Origin of the sequence: Nonomuraea endophytica, assembly GCF_014203235.1 — a bacterium.
Classification (GTDB): Bacteria; Actinomycetota; Actinomycetes; order Streptosporangiales; family Streptosporangiaceae; genus Nonomuraea; species Nonomuraea endophytica.
Genome location: NZ_JACHIN010000003.1, coordinates 75,709 through 95,593, shown reverse-complemented (window position 1 = coordinate 95,593; position 19,885 = coordinate 75,709). Strand labels below are relative to the sequence as shown.

General features: G+C 69.2%; 19 protein-coding genes. 7 read left to right on the top strand and 12 right to left on the bottom strand.

The window, feature by feature from the left end:
- Positions 1–35 precede the first annotated feature (35 nt).
- From rpoZ to mihF, 3 genes are read right to left on the bottom strand one after another with little or no spacing between them, the layout of a single operon-like run.
- A complete protein-coding gene (gene rpoZ, locus HNR40_RS12415; protein ID WP_184960643.1) occupies positions 36–305 on the bottom strand; it encodes a DNA-directed RNA polymerase subunit omega in 270 nt (89 codons plus the stop codon).
- 5 nt (positions 306–310) lie between these two features.
- A complete protein-coding gene (gmk, locus tag HNR40_RS12410) occupies positions 311–946 on the bottom strand; it encodes a guanylate kinase (RefSeq protein ID WP_184960642.1) in 636 nt (211 codons plus the stop codon).
- A 52-nt stretch (positions 947–998) separates the two neighbouring features.
- Positions 999–1,322, bottom strand: a complete 324-nt coding sequence (mihF, locus tag HNR40_RS12405) for an integration host factor, actinobacterial type (RefSeq protein ID WP_157244637.1) — start codon at positions 1,320–1,322, stop codon at positions 999–1,001.
- A 918-nt stretch (positions 1,323–2,240) separates the two neighbouring features.
- On the opposite strand from mihF, the gene HNR40_RS12400 reads away from it, so the two are divergent.
- Positions 2,241–2,624 (top strand): VOC family protein, encoded by a 384-nt coding sequence (locus HNR40_RS12400; protein WP_184960641.1) that lies wholly within the window; start codon positions 2,241–2,243, stop codon positions 2,622–2,624.
- A gap of 473 nt (positions 2,625–3,097) precedes the next feature.
- Here HNR40_RS12400 and HNR40_RS12395 read toward each other — a convergent pair whose 3' ends face one another.
- From HNR40_RS12395 to pyrR, 9 genes are all read right to left on the bottom strand, one after another.
- Entirely contained in the window at positions 3,098–3,652 is a 555-nt protein-coding gene (locus HNR40_RS12395) for a DoxX family protein (protein WP_184960640.1), read from the bottom strand.
- A 232-nt stretch (positions 3,653–3,884) separates the two neighbouring features.
- Positions 3,885–4,574, bottom strand: a complete 690-nt coding sequence (gene pyrF, locus HNR40_RS12390; RefSeq protein WP_184960639.1) for an orotidine-5'-phosphate decarboxylase — start codon at positions 4,572–4,574, stop codon at positions 3,885–3,887.
- 29 nt (positions 4,575–4,603) lie between these two features.
- Positions 4,604–5,572 (bottom strand): dihydroorotate dehydrogenase, encoded by a 969-nt coding sequence (locus HNR40_RS12385; protein WP_184960638.1) that lies wholly within the window; start codon positions 5,570–5,572, stop codon positions 4,604–4,606.
- Positions 5,562–6,434, bottom strand: coding sequence for a dihydroorotate dehydrogenase electron transfer subunit (locus HNR40_RS12380; protein WP_221340338.1), 873 nt, complete (start codon positions 6,432–6,434; stop codon positions 5,562–5,564). The genes HNR40_RS12385 and HNR40_RS12380 overlap by 11 nt, the downstream gene beginning before the upstream one ends.
- A gap of 23 nt (positions 6,435–6,457) precedes the next feature.
- Positions 6,458–9,745: a carbamoyl-phosphate synthase large subunit gene (gene carB / locus HNR40_RS12375; protein WP_184960636.1), complete on the bottom strand. Its 3,288-nt coding sequence runs from the start codon at positions 9,743–9,745 to the stop codon at positions 6,458–6,460.
- Positions 9,738–10,835, bottom strand: a complete 1,098-nt coding sequence (gene carA, locus HNR40_RS12370) for a glutamine-hydrolyzing carbamoyl-phosphate synthase small subunit (RefSeq protein ID WP_184960635.1) — start codon at positions 10,833–10,835, stop codon at positions 9,738–9,740. Before carA ends, carB begins: the two co-directional genes overlap by 8 nt.
- Positions 10,836–10,965: 130 nt before the next feature.
- Entirely contained in the window at positions 10,966–12,255 is a 1,290-nt protein-coding gene (locus HNR40_RS12365; protein WP_184960634.1) for a dihydroorotase, read from the bottom strand.
- Positions 12,256–12,322: 67 nt separating this feature from the next.
- Positions 12,323–13,243, bottom strand: a complete 921-nt coding sequence (locus tag HNR40_RS12360) for an aspartate carbamoyltransferase catalytic subunit (protein ID WP_184960633.1) — start codon at positions 13,241–13,243, stop codon at positions 12,323–12,325.
- Positions 13,240–13,773, bottom strand: a complete 534-nt coding sequence (gene pyrR, locus HNR40_RS12355) for a bifunctional pyr operon transcriptional regulator/uracil phosphoribosyltransferase PyrR (RefSeq protein ID WP_184960632.1) — start codon at positions 13,771–13,773, stop codon at positions 13,240–13,242. The genes HNR40_RS12360 and pyrR overlap by 4 nt, the downstream gene beginning before the upstream one ends.
- Positions 13,774–13,922: 149 nt before the next feature.
- On the opposite strand from pyrR, the gene HNR40_RS12350 reads away from it, so the two are divergent.
- The 6 genes from HNR40_RS12350 (at position 13,923) to arcC (ending at position 19,877) form a co-directional block, all read left to right on the top strand.
- Positions 13,923–14,828 carry a F0F1 ATP synthase subunit gamma gene (locus HNR40_RS12350; RefSeq protein ID WP_184960631.1) on the top strand — a complete coding sequence of 302 codons (906 nt, stop codon included), beginning with the start codon at positions 13,923–13,925 and terminating at the stop codon, positions 14,826–14,828.
- Positions 14,829–14,894: 66 nt separating this feature from the next.
- Positions 14,895–15,137 (top strand): DUF3040 domain-containing protein, encoded by a 243-nt coding sequence (locus HNR40_RS12345; RefSeq protein WP_184960630.1) that lies wholly within the window; start codon positions 14,895–14,897, stop codon positions 15,135–15,137.
- Positions 15,138–15,245: 108 nt separating this feature from the next.
- Positions 15,246–16,643, top strand: a complete 1,398-nt coding sequence (locus tag HNR40_RS12340; RefSeq protein ID WP_184960629.1) for an amino acid permease — start codon at positions 15,246–15,248, stop codon at positions 16,641–16,643.
- A 15-nt stretch (positions 16,644–16,658) separates the two neighbouring features.
- On the top strand, positions 16,659–17,903 hold the full coding sequence (locus HNR40_RS12335) for an arginine deiminase (protein WP_184960628.1): 1,245 nt from the start codon (positions 16,659–16,661) through the stop codon (positions 17,901–17,903).
- Between the two features lie 28 nt (positions 17,904–17,931).
- Positions 17,932–18,936: an ornithine carbamoyltransferase gene (gene argF, locus HNR40_RS12330; RefSeq protein ID WP_184960627.1), complete on the top strand. Its 1,005-nt coding sequence runs from the start codon at positions 17,932–17,934 to the stop codon at positions 18,934–18,936.
- A gap of 5 nt (positions 18,937–18,941) precedes the next feature.
- Positions 18,942–19,877 carry a carbamate kinase gene (gene arcC / locus HNR40_RS12325; protein WP_184960626.1) on the top strand — a complete coding sequence of 312 codons (936 nt, stop codon included), beginning with the start codon at positions 18,942–18,944 and terminating at the stop codon, positions 19,875–19,877.
- Positions 19,878–19,885: the final 8 nt, after the last annotated feature.

Sequence of the window (19,885 nt, the reverse complement as noted above, 5' to 3'; positions counted from 1 at the left end):
GCCCCTGGGCGGTGTCGAGAGCTGGAGTCGAACGGTCAGACCGCGCCTTCGATGGGCTCGGCGTTGAGCAGGCCCTCGGAGACCTCGCGCAGCGCGATGGAGAGCGGCTTCTCCTGGGCGTGGGTCTCGACCAGCGGGCCGACGTACTCGAGCAGGCCCTCGCCGAGCTGCGAGTAGTAGGCGTTGATCTGCCTGGCGCGCTTGGCGCCCATGATCACCAAAGAGTACTTGCTGTCGACGATGTCGAGCAGAGAGTCGATCGACGGGTTGGTGATTCCCTCAGCGACCGGGGCAATGCCTGCCACGATTGTCAGACCTCTCGGTTGGTGGATGTCGTGACCCCCTGAGGGTCCGTCATCAAGGCTATCAGCCGATGACATACATCCTGGACACTCGTGTTCACAAGTGTGATGTCGAACTCGGGTTCCGCCGCGCATTCGACGCGTCCGGCGGCCAGGCGGCGTTCGATGACGTCCTCGGGTTCGGTGCCCCGGCCGCGCAGCCGGCGTTCCAGCTCCTCCCACGTGGGCGGGGCCAGGAAGACCAGGAGCGCCTCCGGCATCGTCTTGCGTACCTGCCTGGCGCCCTGGAGGTCGATCTCCAGGAGGGTGGGCACGCCGTTCGTGAGCCGGTCGAGCACGGGGCGGCGCGGCGTACCGTAGCGGTTGCCGGCGAACTCCGCCCATTCGAGCAGTTCGTCCGCCTCGATGAGCCGGTCGAACTCGTCGTCGTCGGCGAAGAAGTACTGCACGCCGTGCGACTCGCCGGGGCGGGGCTTTCTGGTGGTCACCGAGACCGACAGCCACACCTCGGGGTGGGACCGCCGGATCTCGGCGACGACCGTGGACTTCCCCACGCCCGACGGTCCCGACAGGACCGTCAGGCGTCTGGAGGGAAGGAGGTCGACCTGTGTGTCGTGGGCCCTCAAACTGTCGGACCAAGACATGTCGGTCACTTCCTACCCCCCGCTGAAGCTGCGCTTTCGTGTGAAGACGAGATTAGCTCTCGCCGCCACCGAACTCGCGCTCAAGGGCGGCCCTCTGGTTCGCGCCGAGGCCGCGCACGCGGCGCGACTCGGCGATGGTGAGCCGCTCCATAAGCTGCTTGGCGCGGACCTTGCCCACGCCTGGGAGCGACTCCAAAAGCGCCGACACCTTCATCTTGCCGATGACGTCGTCGGTCTGCCCATCCTTGAGCACCTCAGCCAGAGAAACCGCGCCATGCTTGAGCCGGTTCTTGACCTCGGCACGCTCTTTACGGGCCTTGGCAGCCTTCTCCAGGGCTGCGGCGCGCTGCTCGGGGGTCAACGGAGGAAGAGCCACGCCGGGTCACCTCGAATTTCTGTCGATGTACTCGGACGAGAGGGGAAACTAGCTGGTCATCGCCACCTAAGCAACGCAAAGAGCGGTTTCTCTCACCACAAAATCCAGTTCTTAACTCTCCGTGTTTGTAAAACTACAATGAGCTGATCAAATCGCGCTCACTTCCCGGTTCTCGAAGATCGTCACCCGCCAGGGCCAATAACGATCATGACTACTGACCGTCACCCGAAAACCCTCTTACCGCGACCCGAAAAGCCGTTACCGAACCGAGACCTTCTCTTCTCCCGAGCCTCTTCGCTGACGCCTCGATCGCACCTGTGGGTGGAGGTTTCTTCTACCCGGTGGAAGGCTTTTCCACCCGGCGACTCCCAGTGCGGTGATCACGCCCTGACTCGGGGTTAGCTTGACGGCACGCGAGTCTCACTCGCGAACAACGTGGGGAACGGCGAGGGCAGGCGAGGGGGAAGTGCCGCACGACCGGAACACGCTTCTTGGTCGTGCGGCACTTTCGATCTTGATCGTCCGGCGCTTCCGGTACTCGGGCACGGGGCGGTCACGTACCCGCCGCACGACTCCCGGAAGACTTCGCGCGACTCCCCGGTGACCTCACGCAGCTTCCGGACTACTTCGCACTACTCACGGAAGACCCCACGCGACTCTCGGTGACCTCACGCAACTCCCGGACTACCTCGCGCTGCCTCGCGCAACTCCCGGAAGACCTCGCGCGGTTCCGCCTCCGCGGCTTCCGCCTCCGCAACTCCCCCACTCCCCCGCCTTCGCAATTCCCCCGCCTTCGCAACTCCCCCGCTTCCGCGCCTTCGCAATTCCCCCGCCTTCGCAACTCCCCCGCTTCCGCGACGCCATGTGGTGCCGGAATTCGGTGGCGCACGAAGGGAGGGCTCAGGCAGGCTCCCACTCATGGTTTCGGTGGTGCAGAACGTTGCGATCGATTGTGCGGATGCCTACAAGCTGGCCTGCTTCTGGAGCGAGGTGACCGGCAGGCCGCTGCATCCGGAGGACCGGCCAGGCGACCACGAGACCCAGGTGATGCTGCCAGTGGGCCCGATCCTGCACTTCAACCAGGTGCCCGAGAAGAAGGTGATCAAGAACCGGATCCACCTGTGCCTGCGCCCCGAGACCTCCCGCGAGGAGGAGATGGAGCGGTTGCTGAACCTCGGCGCCGCCTGGGTCGCCGACCACCGGAACCCCGACGGCTCAGGCTGGGTCATCCTCGCCGACCCGGAAGGCAACGAGTTCTGCGTCCTGCGCAGCGAATCCGACCGCGCCGCAAAGTCCCCCTGACCTCCAAAACGTCCCCTGACCTCCAAGACGTATCCGTGGCCTCCAAGCGTCGGCGGTACGACCCGTTCCGATCTCGGAGCGATGGACGCACCGCCCGCTCCGACCTCGAAGCGGTGGCAGCACGACCCGCTCTGACCTCGCCACCCGAACTCCAGGCCCGGTGTCACAGGACCAGCCACGCCGGGTGATCGTCTCTCCTCGGACCGCCAGGCGGCCGGGGCGCTGGTCTTCTGCGCCGCTCAAGCCCCCCGATCGTTGTCCAAACCGCGAATCTTGATCAAGTCCATCCATAGGCGATGGATCGTCACCCTGTGGTCGTTGAGCGCGACTCGGCGAACGCGAAAGCGGCCGCTCGTGATCCGGTTCATTTCGAACCTGATCACCACGAGCGACCGCGAGATCGTGCAGCACGAGGCGGCAGGGGCCCCGATGGGAGCCGCAGCCAGACGGCTCCGGCGAGCTGTTCAAGCGGATCAGAACTGAGCGTGGGTCATCGTGTACCAGGTCGGAGCGAACACCAGCAGGGCCATGACCGCGAGGACCGCGAGCGACTTGAGCAGGCGCGGGGTGGTCAGGGTCGCCGACGCGGTGGGCCTGAGGTTCCATCGTCCGATCGCGATGAACGCCGCGACGGCCCCCAGCACGAGGTTCGCGGGAATCAGGCCATACTCGCCGCGCAGCAGATGGAACCCCGCCGCGAGAACCATGGTCAGGGCCAGCCCGGCCGCGGCGAGCGGCGTGAGCTTCCGCTTGACGCCCGTCATCGCAGGCAGGATGAGGCCGATACCGCCGAGCACCTCGACGACTCCGATGAAGACGATCAGGGACTGCGGCACCGCCGCGTACCAGGCCACGGCCCGAGGAGCGGCCTCGTAGAGAGCGCCGTCGTACAGGAGAACCTTGCCGAAGCCGCTGCCGGCGAAGAAGAGGCCCCAGAGGACTTGGAGGGTCCACAGGGCGCCGTTCAGGCTCAGAATCGTGGTCCGGAGCTTGCTGGGCTGGCTGGTGAGGGTGTTGGTGACGGTCATCGCTCTGCTCCTTCGGGGTGCCGTTGTGCTGACACCCGAAGGTTCTCTGGCGGGGTTGATACATCCGCGATGCGCCCACGATGCACGGGCGTTAGAGCGGACCAACTCCCGGCAGGCATCCCGGCCAACGCCCAGCGCGGCACCCGACCGGCCGACGCTCGGGGAGCGGGAGGGGCCGGAGGCCCCTCGCCCCGGGGTTTGCCCTCCCTCGGAAAAACGGAGGCCCGAGCCCTTAGGCGCGGCGGAGGGAGGCGGCCAGGGCTGCGGCTGTGGCTCCGGGATCCGCCGAGCCTGTGATCGGGCGGCCTATCACCAGGAGGTCCGCGCCGTCTGCCATCGCCTGTTCCGGGGTGGCCACTCGGGCCTGGTCCTGGGTTTCCGCGCCCGCCGGCCGTACACCCGGAGTGATCAGGGTGATCTCCGGGCCTACCTCCGAACGCACGGCCGCCACCTCGTGCGGGGAGCAGACCAGTGCTGTCGCGCCCGCCCGCACCGACAGTACGGCCAGCCGCCGCACCGCGTCGTCGGCAGGCCCCGACAGCCCGATCCGGCCCAGGTCGGCCTCCGACAGTGACGTCAGCACGGTCACCGCGGCGATCTTGGTGTGTGGAGCGGCCTGTACGGCCGCCTGGATCATCGCCGGCCCTCCGGCGGCATGGACGGTCAGGATGGCGGGCCGGAGCCGGGAAACGGCCTTTGCGGCCCCCGCGACGGTATTGGGGATGTCGTGCAGTTTGAGGTCCAGGAAGACCTGCACCCCGCTGCCCCCGCGGACGGAGTCGATCACGTCGGGCCCGTAGCGGAGGTAGAGTTCGAGCCCGACCTTCACCGTGCTGACGTGAGGGGTGACCATCGCGGCCCAGCGGGCGGCGGTCTCGAGGTCCGGCGCGTCCAGGGCGACGGCGATCGGGGCGGGCGTCACGGTGGTCTCTCCTCGTGCGGGTGCGAACGTCAAAGGGAACTCTCTTCGTGCAGGTGCCGGGCGGCGCTGCCCGGCGGGCGGTGGGCGAGGCCGACGGCGTCCGCCAGGCGCTGGAAGCCGCGTGCGCGCAGCAGGTCCTCGAGTTCGCGCTCGATGCGCAGGCACGCGTAGGGGTCGTGGAAGAGCGCGGTGCCCACGCCGACGGCGCAGGCTCCGGCGAGGATGAGCTGGAAGGCGTCGGCGCCGGTCATGACGCCGCCGACGCCGATGATGGGGGTGCCGGGCAGGGCGGAGTGGACCTGCCACACGCACCGTACGGCGAGCGGCAGGATGGCGGGTCCCGACAGCCCGCCGGTCACCGCGGCCAGGGCGGGCTTGAGCGTGACGGTGTCGATGCTCATCCCGAGCGGGTTGTTGATCATGGAAAGCGCGTCGGCCCCGGCGTCCACGCAGGCTCGGGCGACGGCGGCGATGTCGGCCACGTCGGGCGCCAGTTTGGCGATGACGGGCACGTCGTAGCGCATCACCGAGCGCACGGAGGCGATGACCTCGGCGGCGGCGCCGCCTTCGCGGGCGAAGACGCGGCCGCGGTCCTCGATGTTGGGGCAGGACAGGTTGACCTCGACGGCGGTGACGCCGGGCGCGTCGGCGAGCCTGCGGGCCAGGGCGGCGTACTCGGCGACGGTGCCGCCGCCGATGGAGACGATGGTCTTGATGCCGCGCTGGGCGAGCCAGGGCAGTTCGCGCTCCAGGAAGGCGTCGACGCCGGGGCCCTGGAGGCCGACGGCGTTGAGGAGGCCGGCGGGGGTCTCGGCCATGCGGGGCGTGGGGCGGCCGGCCCGTGGGGCCATGGTGATGGAGCGGGTGACGAGCGCGCCGAGCCGGTGGAGGTCGAAGAACTGGGCGAGTTCGCGGCCGGAGGCGGCGCAGCCGGCCGCGGTGGTGATGGGGTTCGCTAGCTCCACATGTCCCAGAAAAGTCCGCATATCAACTGACATGTCGGGCTCCACCTCCGGGCGCGCCCAACGCGTCGAACGGGATCGTTCCCACGTCCTCGAACCGCACGCGCTCCCCCCTGAACACCGGGCCCTCCGCGCACGCCCGCGTCATCCTCGTCACACCGTCGTCGCCGATGACCGGCAGCACGCACGTCATGCAGATGCCGATCCCGCACGCCATCGACTCCTCCACCGCCACCTGCACCGGGATGTCGGCCTCGATGGCGACGGCGGTGACCGCGCGCAGCGTCCGCATCGGCCCGCAGGCGTAGACGACGTCGGCGCGGGTGCCCGCCACGACCGCCGGCAGCGCGTCGCTGACCGTGCCGCGCACGCCCAGCGAGCCGTCCTCGGTGGTGAGCGTGACCGTGGCCCGCTCGGCCATCCGCCTGGCCCGCATCGCGCCGAACACCCGGTCGGCCGAGGCCGCCCCGAGCACGAAGTCGACCCGGCAGCCCCGCTCGGCCAGCGCGTCGGCGAGCGGGAACAGCACGGCGGAGCCGTACTCGGAACCGACGAGCACGCAGTGGACGGGGTCGCGCGGCAGCGGGAACGGCCGCCCGAGCGGTCCCACGAGGTCGATCGTGTCGCGGGCGCGGCGCTCGGCGAGCCAGGCGGTGCCCGGCCCGCCGGCGCTGAAGACCAGCTCGACGGTGCCGCCGTACTCCGGCTTGACATCGTGCACGTAGAAGGCGCGGCGCGTCACCATCGCGGTGTTCGCGCCGCCGACCGACACGGACACGAAGTGGCCGGGGCGGAAGCGCTCGGCGATGCCGGGCGCCACCACGGTCAGCGCATGGTAGGCGTCGACCCGGCGCGTCGTCAGCACCGTGCCCGTCACCTGCACCGGAGTGCCGGCCAGTGTCGCTCACCTCCCGCGGGGGCTCACCCCCGAAGCGCTCGTGCGTGCTCCTGGAGGGACCGTACGCCAACATCGCCCCGCACCTTGGCCTGGATGCCCGCGGCGGCCGCGGCGAGTCCCTGGACCGTGGTGATGCACGGGATGCCGCGCAGCACCGCGGCGGTGCGGATGTCGTAGCCGTCCAGGCGCGGCCCGGACTGGCCTGGGCTGCCGAACGGGGTGTTGACGATCAGGTCCACCTCACCGTCCAGGATGCGCTGGACGATCGTGGGCTCACCTCCGGGTCCGGTGCCGTCGCTCTGCTTGCGCACGATCTTGGCATGGACACCGTTGCGGCGCAGCACCTCGGCGGTGCCCTCCGTGGCGAGGATCTCGAATCCGAGGTCGGCCAGCGCGCGCACCGGGAAGATCATCGCCCGCTTGTCGCGGTTGGCCACCGAGACGAACGCGCGGCCCTTGACGGGCAGCTCGCCGTAGGCGGCGGCCTGCGACTTGGCGTAGGCGATGCCGAAGAACTCGTCGATGCCCATGACCTCGCCGGTCGAGCGCATCTCCGGGCCGAGCACGGTGTCGACGCCCCGGAACCGGTTGAACGGCAGCACCGCCTCCTTGACCGCGATCGAGGCGTCCAGCGGCAGCGTGCCGCCGTCGCCCTCGGCCGGCAGCATGCCCTCGTCGCGCAGCTCCTTCAGCGTGGCGCCGAGCATGACGCGGGCCGCCGCCTTCGCCAGCGGCACCGCCGTCGCCTTGGAGACGAAGGGCACGGTACGGCTGGCGCGCGGGTTGGCCTCCAGGACGTAGAGCACGCCGGCCGACATCGCGTACTGGACGTTGAGCAGCCCGCGCACCCCGACGCCGCGGGCGATGCCCTCGGTGGCGGCGCGGATGCGCTTGATGTCGGCCCCGCCGAGCGTGATCGGCGGCAGCGCGCACGCCGAGTCGCCGGAGTGGATGCCGGCCTCCTCGATGTGCTCCATGACGCCGCCGAGGTAGAGCTCGTGGCCGTCGAAGAGCGCGTCCACGTCGATCTCGATGGCCTCGTCCAGGAACTTGTCGACCAGCACCGGGTGCCCGCCCTCCTGGGCGGACATGTAGGTGGTGAGGGTCTCGTCGTCGTAGACGATCGCCATGCCGGCCCCGCCCAGCACGTACGAGGGCCGCACCAGCACCGGGTAGCCGATCTCCTCGGCCACGGCCAGCGCCTCGGCCACGGTGGTGGCGGTGCCGTGCTTGGGCGCGGGCAGGTTCGCCTCGGCCAGCACGCGCCCGAACGCGCCGCGTTCCTCCGCGAGGTGGATCGACTCCGGAGAGGTGCCGACGACGGGCACGCCCGCGTCCTTGAGCGCCTGCGCGAGGCCGAGTGGCGTCTGCCCGCCGAGCTGCACGATGACGCCCGCGACCGGGCCGGTCTGCTGCTCGGCGTGGACGACCTCCAGGACGTCCTCCAGCGTCAGCGGCTCGAAGTAGAGCCGGTCGGAGGTGTCGTAGTCGGTCGAGACGGTCTCCGGGTTGCAGTTGACCATGACGGTCTCGAACCCGGCCCTGGACAGCTCGAAGCTGGCGTGCACGCAGGCGTAGTCGAACTCGATGCCCTGGCCGATGCGGTTGGGCCCGGAGCCGAGGATGAGGACCTTGGGCCGGTCGCCGGAGGGTACCTCGTTCTCCTCGTCGTAGGTCGAGTAGAGATACGGCGTGGTCGCGGCGAACTCGGCCGCGCAAGTGTCGACGGTGTTGTAGACCGGGCGCAGGCCGAGCGCGTGGCGCAGGTCGCGCACGCGCGTCTCGTCGAGGCCGCGGATCTCGCCGATCTGCACGTCGGAGAAGCCGTGCCCCTTGGCCCGCTCCAGCCCCTCGCGGGTGAGCTCGGGCGCGCCGGCCAGCACGGTCGCCTCCTCGTGCAGCAGGAAGAGCTGGTCGACGAACCACGGGTCCACGCGGGTGGCCTCGAAAAGCTCCTCCGCCGTGGCGCCCGCCCTGATGGCCTGCTGCATCGTGCGCAGCCGTCCGTCATGGGGGGTACGGCACGCGTCCAGCAGCTCAGCCTTGCCGGAGACCGCCCCGGCCCAGGTGAACGACGAGTCCTTCTTCTCCAGCGACCGCAGCGCCTTCTGCAGCGCCTCGGTGAAGGAGCGGCCGATGGCCATGGCCTCGCCCACGGACTTCATGTGCGTGGTGAGCGTCTGGTCGGCCCCGCGGAACTTCTCGAACGCGAAGCGCGGCACCTTGACCACGATGTAGTCGAGCGTCGGCTCGAAGGAGGCCGGGGTGACCCGGGTGATGTCGTTGGGGATCTCGTCGAGCGTGTAGCCGATGGCCAGCTTCGCGGCGATCTTCGCGATCGGGAAGCCGGTGGCCTTGGAGGCCAGGGCGCTCGACCGGGACACGCGCGGGTTCATCTCGATGACGATCATGCGGCCGGTGGCCGGGTCCACCGCGAACTGGATGTTGCAGCCGCCGGTGTCGACGCCGACCTCGCGGATGACCGCGATGGCCACGTCGCGCATGTTCTGGTACTCGCGGTCGGTGAGGGTCAGCGCGGGCGCGACGGTGACGCTGTCGCCGGTGTGGACGCCCATCGGGTCGATGTTCTCGATGGAGCAGACGATGACCACGTTGTCGTGCTTGTCGCGCATGACTTCGAGCTCGTACTCCTTCCAGCCGATGATGGACTCCTCCAGGAGCACCTCGGTGGTCGGCGACGCGTCGAGCCCGGCTCCGGCGATGCGCCGCAGGTCGGACTCGTCGTACGCGAAGCCGGAGCCGACGCCGCCCATGGTGAAGGAGGGCCGCACGACCACCGGGTAGCCGAGCGTCCCGGCGGCGGCCACGCAGTCGTCCATGGTGTGGCAGATCACCGACTCGGCGCTGGAGGCGTTGAGCCCCTGCTCGCGGGCGACCTTGGCGACGATCTCCTTGAACCGCTCGCGGTTCTCCCCCGCCTGGATCGCGTCGAAGTCGGCGCCGATCAGCTCAACCTCGTAGCGCTCCAGCACGCCCGCCTCGTGCAGGGCGACCGCGGTGTTGAGCGCGGTCTGCCCGCCGAGCGTCGGCAGCAGCGCGTCGGGCCGCTCCTTGGCGATGATCTTCTCGACGAACTCGGGGGTGATCGGCTCGACGTAGGTGGCGTCGGCGAACTCCGGGTCCGTCATGATCGTCGCGGGGTTGGAGTTGACCAGGATCACCCGGAACCCCTCGGCCCGCAGCACGCGGCAGGCCTGGGTGCCGGAGTAGTCGAACTCGCACGCCTGCCCGATCACGATCGGCCCGGAGCCGATGACCAGGACGGATTGGATGTCTGTTCTCTTAGGCACGCTGCATGACCTCGCAGAACTCGTCGAAGAGGTACGCGGCGTCATGCGGGCCCGCCGCGGCTTCCGGGTGGTACTGCACGCTGAAGGCGCGCCCGTCGAGCAGGCGCAGTCCTTCCACGCAACGGTCGTTGAGATTGATGTGACTGACCTCGGCCGGGCCGTACGGGGTGTCGAAGGCGCCGTCGAGCGGCGCCTCCACCGCGAAGCCGTGGTTGTGCGCGGAGATCTCCACCTTCCCGGTACGCACGTCCTGGACCGGCTGATTCACCCCGCGGTGCCCGTAGGCCAGCTTGTAGGTGCCGAGCCCGAGCGCGCGGCCGAACAGCTGGTTGCCGAAGCAGATGCCGAAGAACGGCACCCGAGCCTCCAGCACCCGCTTCAGCGCGCCGACGTCGGCGGTGGCCGGGTCGCCCGGCCCGTTGGAGAAGAAGACGCCGTCCGGCTCGACGGCCATGATCTGCTCGAAGGTGGCTGACGCGGGCAGCACGTGCACCTCGCAGCCGCGCTCCGCCATGCGGTGCGGCGTCATGCCCTTGATGCCCAGGTCGACGGCGGCCACGGTGAACCGCTTCTCGCCCTGGGCGGGGATCACGTAGGCCTCGCCGGTCGAGACCTGCTCGGCCAGGGAGGCTCCGGTCATCTGCGGGGCCTGCCGTACGCGCTCGACGAGCTCCTCGACTGGGACGGTGGGCGCGCTGAAGACGCCCGCCCGCATCGCGCCGCGCTCGCGCAGGTGGCGGGTGAGCGCGCGGGTGCCGCGCAGGGCGATGCCGACGACGCCCTGCTCCTTGAGGTAGGCGTCCAGGGAGCGGTCGGCGCGCCAGTTGGAGACCACGCGGGACGGCTCCCGCACGACATAACCGGCGACCCACACCTTCGAGGACTCGGGGTCCTCGTCGTTGACGCCGGTGTTGCCGACGTGCGGGGCGGTCATCGCGACGATCTGCCGGTGGTAGGAGGGGTCGGTCAGGGTCTCCTGGTAGCCGGTCATGCCGGTGTTGAAGACCATCTCGCCGAACGTCTCACCCTCGGCGCCGTAGGGGGTTCCATGGAAGACACGACCGTCCTCCAGGACAAGCACCGCGTTCACATTTGCTCCCTTTGGTCACGCACAGGGGAAAAGGCCCTCGTTTCACTGCGGTCTTCCGCGCCCCACCCTGGCTCCCTCTGGTCGCGCACAGGTGAAAACGTCCTCGCTACGCTGCGGTTTTTCACCTGTGTCAAACCAGCTTCCCCTCAAGAACGGTCGGCTTGCCGCGGAGGAAGGTGGCGACGATCCGGCCGGGGAGCGTCATGCCCTCGTACGGGGTGTTGCGGCTCTTGGAGGCGAAGGCGCGCGGGTCGACCTCGGTGCGGGCGCCCGGGTCGTACAGGGTGATGTTGGCCGGGGCGCCGACCTCGAGCGGGTTGCCGTGACCGGACAGGCGGCCGATCTCGGCGGGCTTGAGCGACATGCGCTCGGCCACGCCGGCCCAGTCGAGCAGGCCGGTGTCGACCATGGACTCCTGGACGACGCTGAGCGCGGTCTCCAGGCCGATCATGCCCATGGCCGCCGCCGCCCACTCGGTCTCCTTGTCCTCGACCGGGTGCGGCGCGTGGTCGGTGGCGACGACGTCGATGGTGCCGTCGGCCAGGGCCGCGCGCAGCGCCTCGACGTCGGCGCGGGTGCGCAGCGGCGGGTTGACCTTGTAGATCGGGTTGTAGGAGCCGTTGGGCGACTCCTCGACCAGTGCGTCGGTCAGCAGCAGGTGGTGCGGGGTGACCTCGGCGGTGACGTTCCAGCCCTTGGACTTGGCCCAGCGCAGGATCTCCACCGATCCGGCGGTGGAGACGTGGCAGATGTGCAGGCGGGAGCCGACGTGCGCGGCGAGCAGGCAGTCGCGGGCGATGATCGCCTCCTCGGCCACGGCGGGCCAGCCGGCCAGGCCGAGGCGGCCGGAGATGACGCCTTCGTTCATCTGGGCGCCGGAGGTGAGGCGGGGCTCCTGGGCGTGCTGGGCGACGACGCCGTCGAAGGCCTTGACGTACTCCAGCGCGCGGCGCATGAGCACGGCGTCGTCGACGCAGTGGCCGTCGTCGGAGAAGACGCGCACGCGGGCGGCGGAGTCGGCCATGGCGCCGAGCTCGGCCAGTTGCCTGCCCTCCAGGCCGACGGTGACGGCGCCGACGGGCTGCACGTCGCAGTAGCCGCCTTCCTGGCCGAGCCGGTAGACCTGCTCGACGACGCCGGCGGTGTCGGCGACGGGCGAGGTGTTGGCCATGGCGTGCACGGCGGTGTAGCCGCCGCGGGCGGCCGACTGGGTGCCGGTCAGGACGGTCTCGGCGTCCTCGCGGCCGGGCTCGCGCAGGTGGGTGTGCAGGTCGACGAGGCCGGGCAGCGCGATCGCGCCGCGGCCGTCGACGATCTCCTCGGCGCCCTGCAGGCCGGTGCCGATCTCGGTGATGGTGCCGTCGGCGACGCGGATGTCGACGGGCTCGCCGCCGAGAACGCGTACGTTGCGAATGATCATCGTGCCTCCTTCGGCGGCACGACGATCATCATGATGCAGTGCCTATTGGTTCGTTCGCTGCGCTCTCTCACTGTGCGGACTCTCCCCCGAGGAGCAGGTACAGGACGGCCATGCGGGTGGTCACGCCGTTGGCGACCTGCTCGACGATGGTCGAGCGCGGGGAGTCGGCCACGTCGGCGGCGATCTCCATGCCCCGGTTCATCGGGCCGGGGTGCATCACGATGGCGTCGTCCGGCATCTTGGCGAAGCGGTCGCGGTCCAGGCCGTAGCGCCTCGAGTACTCGCGCTCGCTGGGGAAGTAGGCGGCGTTCATGCGCTCCTTCTGCACGCGGAGCATCATGACCACGTCCGACTTGGGCAGCACCGCGTCGAGGTCGTAGGAGACCTCGCAGGGCCAGGTGCCGACCGAGACCGGCAGCAGCGTGGGCGGGGCGACCAGCGTCACGTCGGCGCCGAGCGTGGCCAGGAGCAGCACGTTCGAGCGGGCCACGCGCGAGTGGAGCACGTCGCCGACGATGGTGATCTTGCGGCCTTCCAGCGAGCCGAGGCGGCGGCGCATCGAGAAGGCGTCGAGCAGGGCCTGCGTGGGGTGCTCGTGGGTGCCGTCGCCGGCGTTGACGACGCTGCCGCGCACCCAGTTGGCCAGGCGGTGCGGCGCGCCGGAGGCGCCGTGGCGGATGACGACCGCGTCGGCGCCCATCGCCTCCAGGGTCAGCGCGGTGTCCTTGAGCGACTCGCCCTTGGAGACGCTGGAGCCCTTGGCGGAGAAGTTGATGACGTCGGCCGACAGCCGCTTGGCGGCGGCCTCGAAGCTGATGCGGGTGCGGGTGGAGTCCTCGAAGAACAGGTTGACCACGGTACGGCCGCGCAGCGTCGGCAGCTTCTTGATGGACCGTTCCGAGACGGCGGCCAGTTCCTCGGCGGTGTCGAGGATGAGCAGCGCGTCGTCCTTGGACAGGTCGGCGGCGGAAATGAGATGCTTGTTCACTTGATCAACTCCACTGCGTCGCGCCCGTCGATTTCGTCGAGGAAGACCTTGACCTTCTCGCTCTTGGCGGTCGGCAGGTTCTTCCCGACGTAGTCGGCGCGGATGGGGAGCTCGCGGTGACCCCTGTCGACCAGCGTGGCGAGCTGAACGGCCGTCGGGCGGCCCAGGTCGTTGAGCGCGTCGAGCGCGGCGCGGACGGTGCGGCCGGAGTAGAGCACGTCGTCGACGAGCACGACGGTCCTGCCGTCGACGCCGTCCGGCGGAAGCTCGGTGTGGCCGAGGGGGCGGGCGGGCTTGAGCCGCAGATCGTCGCGGTACATCGTGATGTCGATCGAGCCGACGGGGATCTTCACGCCTTCGAACTGCTCGATCCGCTCACCGAGCCGGCGGGCCAGAGTGACGCCGCGGGTCGGGATGCCGAGGAGGACGACGCCGTCGGCGCCCTTGGTGCGCTCGAGGATCTCGTGCGCGATCCGGGTCAGCGCCCGGTGGATGTCCGGGCCTTCGAGAACGGCCCTTGATTCGGACATGGGAAATCATCACCACCTTCCCCGCCTCACGGGACGGGACTTAAAAGGGTGTCGGTCGGGACACACAGTACCAGGCGCCACCAGCCACGATACGGAGCCCCCTCGGCGCGTTAACCTGATCACGCACACCATGTAGTCGGGGGGTCACAATGGGTGCTCAGCTACGCCTGATCAGGCAGCGGATCAAGTCCGTGAAGTCGACCGCGAAGATCACACGAGCTCAGGAGCTGATCGCCTCGTCGCGGGTGGGCAAGGCCCGCGAGCGCGCCGACGCGGCGCAGCCGTACGCGCGGGAGATCTCCGCGGCGGTCTCGGCGCTCGTCAGCCACCACATGAAGATGAACCACGCGCTGCTCAACGAGCGGCCGGACACCTCGCGGGTGGCGGTGCTGGTGCTGACCAGCGACCGGGGGTTCGCCGGCGGCTACAACCACAACGTCATCAAGAACGGCCAGGCCCTGCACGCGATGTTCGAGGCGCAGGGCAAGGAGCCGCTCTACTACGTGGTGGGCCGCAAGGGGGTCGACTGGTTCCGCTTTCGCGGCCTGGGGATGGCCGGGCAGTGGTCGGGGATGAGCGGCCGGCCCGGCTACGACACCGCCGCCGAGATCGGCAAGGAGCTCATCGCGGCGTTCGACATGCCGACCAGGGACGGCGGCGTGGGCGAGGTGCACGTGGTCTTCACGGAGTTCGTCTCGATGCTGACGCAGGCGCCGCGTGTCACCAGGATCCTGCCGCTGCAGGTGGAGGAGGTCGAGGAGGAGGCGGGCACGACCCCGGGGCTGCCCAAGGCGCCCTACGAGTTCGATCCTTCGCCGGAGGCGGTGCTGGACGAGATGCTGCAGAAGTACGTGCGCTCGCGGATCTGGTACATGCTGCTGTCGTCGGCGGCGGCCGAGCACGCGGCCCGCCGTACCGCGATGATGGCGGCGACCGAGAACGCGCACGAGCTCATCGAGAAGCTCACGCGCGAGGCCAACGAGGCGCGGCAGGCGGAGATCACGACGGAGATCACCGAGATCGTCGGCGGCGCGGAGGCGCTCAAGCACTCCTGACGGATTTGGCAAAAACGGATAAAGCGGTATAAAACCTCCTTCAAGTCACTTGGGGGAGGTTTCATCATGGCGCTGTCCGCACGGGAGCAAACGGTCCTGGACGCGATCGCCCGCCAGCTCGCGGTGGAGGACCCGGCGCTGGTCAAGGACCTCTCCGAGCACGGCAGCGGGGTCGTGACCGCCGAGCGCATCCCGCAGGCCTGGGACGCCTGGCCGGTGGCGCTGATCGCGCTCTGCCTCGCGGTCTTCACGGTCGTGCTGCTGCTGAGCGGCTCACCGTCCGATCTACCGCACGCCGTGATCAGGTAATTTCCGGACAAGGCCCCGTGTCAGCACTCTGAGTGCCGGGCACGTCACCGTGAGTCGCACGCGTTCCGCCTGCGGCTTTCCGCGGACCGACGTGCACGGGGGCACCGTATGGGGGAACCACGACCGCCCGAGGGCGGCGTCACGACCGCGACTCCCACCGAGACCACTCCCAGCTCCGGAGGGCTCGGGCTCGGCTCGGCCATCGCGCTCATCATCGGCAACGTCGTCGGCACCGGGATCTTCCTGCTGCCGGCCTCCCTGGCCGCCTTCGGCACCGTCAGCCTCATTGCGATGGTCGTCGTCACGATCGGCGCCATCGCCATGGCCATGGTCTTCGGCAAGCTCGGCGAGCGCATCCCCGCCGGTGGCGGCCCCTACGCCTACGCGCGCAGCGCCTTCGGCGAGTTCGCCGGGTTCTGGAACGCCTGGTCGTTCTGGCTGACGGCGTGGATCGGCAACGCCGCGATCGCCGTCGCCTGGGTCGGCTACGTCCAGTACTTCGCCCAGCAGGTCTTCGGCGTCAACTGGAACAGCGTGCCGGCCGCCATCGTCATCGGGCTGGTCGGCCTGTGGATCCCCGCGGTCGTGAACTTGATGGGCGCCAGGAACATGGCCGCCTTCCAGCTCGTCACCACGATCCTGAAGTTCGCCCCGCTGCTGTTCGTCGGCATCATCGGGCTCTTCTTCATCCAGGGCGCCAACTTCGGCGCGTTCAACGCCACCGACGGCAACTGGGTCGGCGCCATCTCGATGGCCGGCGCGGTCGCCCTGTTCATCTACTCCGGCGTCGAGAGCGTGTCCATCGCCGCCGAGAAGATCAGGAACCCCGAGCGCAACATCGGCCGGGCCAGCGTCATCGGCGTGCTCGCCTGCGCGGTGCTCTACATCCTGAGCACCGTCGCCGTCATGGGCACCGTGCCGCACGATCGCCTGGTCAACTCCACGGCGCCGTTCGCCGACGCGCTCAACAACATGTTCGGCGGCTCGGCCGGCGGCATCCTCATGGCCGCCTGCGCGATCATCTCCGGCATCGGGGCGCTGAACGGCTGGACCATGCTGGTGGCCGAGATGCCGCTGGCCGCGGCCAAGGACGGCATGTTCCCGCCGGTCTTCGGCCGGGTCTCGCGCCGGGGCGTCCCGGCCGCCGGCATCCTGGCCGGCACCGTCCTGACCTCGGTGATGCTGCTGGTTGGCTACGCCTCGGAGAACGCCTTCAACACCATCGTGCTGCTGGCCTCCTTCACCACGGTCATCCCGTACTTCTTCTCAGCCGCCGCCCAGATCTTCTGGCTGGCCACCGGAGGGCGCCTGGTCGACAAACGCCGCCTGGCCAGGGACATGATCATCGCGGTGGTCGCGCTGCTGTTCGCGTTCTGGATGGCCTTCGGCTCCGGCGCCGAGGCGGTGCTCGGCGGGACGCTCATGCTCCTCGTGGGTGTTCCGGTCTACATCTGGGTCAAGTCCAAGAGGGGCGAGTACGGCCCGCGTGACGTCCGCGTTTCCTGAGGGGATAGAGAAGAAATGACCTTTCACGTCGATTCCGAGGTGGGCAAGCTCCACCAGGTGATGCTGCACAAGCCCGAGCTGGCCCTGAAGCGCCTCACACCCACCAACAAGGACGAGTTCCTCTTCGACGACGTCCTGTGGGTGCAGCGGGCCGTTGAGGAGCACGAGGAGTGGCAGCAGGTCCTGCGCGACCGCGGCATCACGGTCTACATGCTGGCCGACCTCCTGCGCGAGACCCTCGACATCCCCGAGGCGCGCAAGCACGTGCTGGAGCACGTGGTCGACGAGCGCTGGATCGGCCCGCTGGCCGTGGACGCCGTGCGCAACGTCCTGGACGCCATGCCCTCGGCCGAGCTCCAGCAGTTCCTCACCGGCGGCATCACCAAGGGCGAGCTGATGGAGCGCGGGGTCGACCCCAAGAGCGTCGCCTACCACGTGCTGGACGAGTCCGACTTCGTCCTCCCGCCGCTGCCCAACCACCTGTTCACCCGCGACACCTCCTGCTGGATCTACAACGGCGTCTCGATCAACGCCATGAAGAAGAAGGCCCGCCAGGCCGAGACGATCAACCTGGAGGCCGTCTACCGCTACCACCCGGTCTTCGCCGCCGGGTACCGCCGGCCCGAGGCGGGCGGCTTCAACGTGTGGATGCCCGGCACCTCGGTCGCCCCGGCCACGATGGAGGGCGGGGACGTGCTGGTCATCGGGCGCGGGGCCGTACTCATCGGCATGAGCGAGCGCACCCAGCCGCAGGCGGTCGAGATGCTCGCGCGCAACCTCTTCAAGCACAACGGCGCCAAGAAGATCGTGGCGCTCAACATGCCGAAGGCCCGCGCCTTCATGCACCTCGACACCGTGATGACCAACGTGGACGTGGGCGTGTTCACCAAGTACGCCGGCCTCGGCATGCTGCCCTCCTACACGATCGAGCCCGGCGACAACGACAAAGAGCTCAAGGTCACCGACCACCGCCCCGAGGACATGCACAAGGCGATCGCGCGCGCCCTGGACCTGGACGACATCAAGATCCTGACCGCCCACCAGGACGTCTACGCCGCCGAGCGCGAGCAGTGGGACGACGGCTGCAACGTGCTGGCCATCGAGCCCGGCGTGGTGGTCGCCTACGAGCGCAACACCACCACCAACAACTTCCTCCGCTCGGAGGGCATCGAAGTGATCACCATCAGGGGCAGTGAGCTGGGCAGGGGGCGCGGCGGCCCGCGCTGCATGAGCTGCCCGCTGGAACGCGACGGCATCTGACCTTTTCGGGTTCTCGGGGGGAAACTTCATGGCATTCAACCTGCGCGGGCGCAGCTTTCTCAAGGAACTGGACTTCACGCCAGAGGAGTTCGGGTTCCTGCTGCGCCTGGCGGCCGACCTGAAGGCGGCCAAGTACGCCGGCGTCGAACAGCAGCGGCTCAAGGGCAAGAACATCGCCCTGATCTTCGAGAAGTCCTCGACCCGCACCCGGTGCGCGTTCGAGGTGGCCGCCCACGACCAGGGCGCGCACGTCACCTACCTGGACCCGTCCGGCTCGCAGATGGGGCACAAGGAGTCGGTCAAGGACACCGCCCGGGTGCTCGGCCGGATGTTCGACGGCATCGAGTACCGGGGCAGCGCCCAGTCCAACGTGGAGGAGCTCGCCCTCTACTCGGGCGTGCCGGTGTGGAACGGGCTCACCGACGAGTGGCACCCCACGCAGATGCTCGCCGACATGCTCACCATGAAGGAGCACAGCGACAAGCCGCTGCACGACATCTCCTTCGCCTACCTCGGCGACGCCCGCAACAACATGGGCAACTCGCTGCTGGTCACCGGCGCGATGTTCGGCATGGACGTACGGCTGGTCGCCCCCAAGGCGCTGCAGCCCGACAGTCAGATGGTCGTCAAGCCGGCCAAGGACCTCGCCAAGCAGACCGGGGCCACGATCACTATCACCGACGACGTGGCCAAGGGCGTCAAGGGCGTCGACTACCTCTACACCGACGTGTGGGTGTCGATGGGCGAGCCCAAGGAGGTCTGGGACGAGCGGATCAAGCTGCTGAAGCCGTACCAGATCAACGACAAGGTGGTGAAGGCCACCGGCAACGCCAAGGTGAAGTTCATGCACTGCCTGCCGGCCTTCCACAACCGGGAGACGAAGGTCGGCGAGGACATCTACGAGAAGACCGGCCTGGACGCCCTGGAGGTGACCGAGAGCGTCTTCGAGTCGCCGCGCTCGATCGTCTTCGACGAGGCCGAGAACCGCCTGCACACGATCAAGGCCATCATGGTGGCCACCCTCGGGGACTGAGCGCGATGCGCGTTATCGTCGCCCTCGGGGGCAACGCGCTGCTCAAGCGCGGGGACCGGCCGGACGCCGACACCCAGATCGCCAACGTCAACATCGCGGTGAAGACGCTGGCCAAGCTGGCCGAAGAGCACGAGCTGATCATCACCCACGGGAACGGTCCCCAGGTCGGGATGCTGGCGCTGGAGAGCGCCGCCGACACCAACCTGACCAGGGCCTACTCCTTCGACACGCTCGGCGCCGAGACCCAGGGCATGATCGGCTACTGGATGCTGCAGGCCCTGCAGAACGCCCTGCCCGGCCGGCAGGTCATGGCGCTGGTCACCCAGACGCTCGTCTCGGCGGTCGACCCGGCCTTCGAGAACCCGACCAAGTTCGTCGGCCAGGTCTACGAGCAGGCCGAGGCCGAGAAGCTGGCCAGGGAGAACGACTGGGTGGTCAGGCAGGACGGCCAGTACTGGCGCCGCGTGGTGCCTTCTCCGGCGCCGCAGCGCGTGGTGGAGACCCGGCTGATCCGCAAGGCCGTACGCGACGGCGTCGTGGTGGTCTGCGCGGGCGGCGGGGGCATCCCGGTCGTCCGCGACGCCCAGGGCCGGCTGTCCGGGGTCGAGGCCGTCATCGACAAGGACCTGACCGCGTCGATGCTGGCCGAGGCGCTGGACTGCGACGCGTTCCTGATCCTCACCGACGTGCCGCGGGTCATGAAGGACTTCGGCACGCCGCAGCAGAGCGAGATCGGGCACACCACTCCGTACGAACTGCGCTCCATCGACTTCCCCGCCGGCTCGATGGGGCCGAAGGTGGAAGCGGTGTGCAGGTTCGTCGAGACCACGGGTGACATGGCCGCGATCGGCAAGCTCGACCAGGCCGTGGAGATCCTCAAGGGGAAGGCGGGCACGATCATCACGCCGAGCGCCACCTGGCCGCTGATCAGCACGCTTTAGTCGCATCG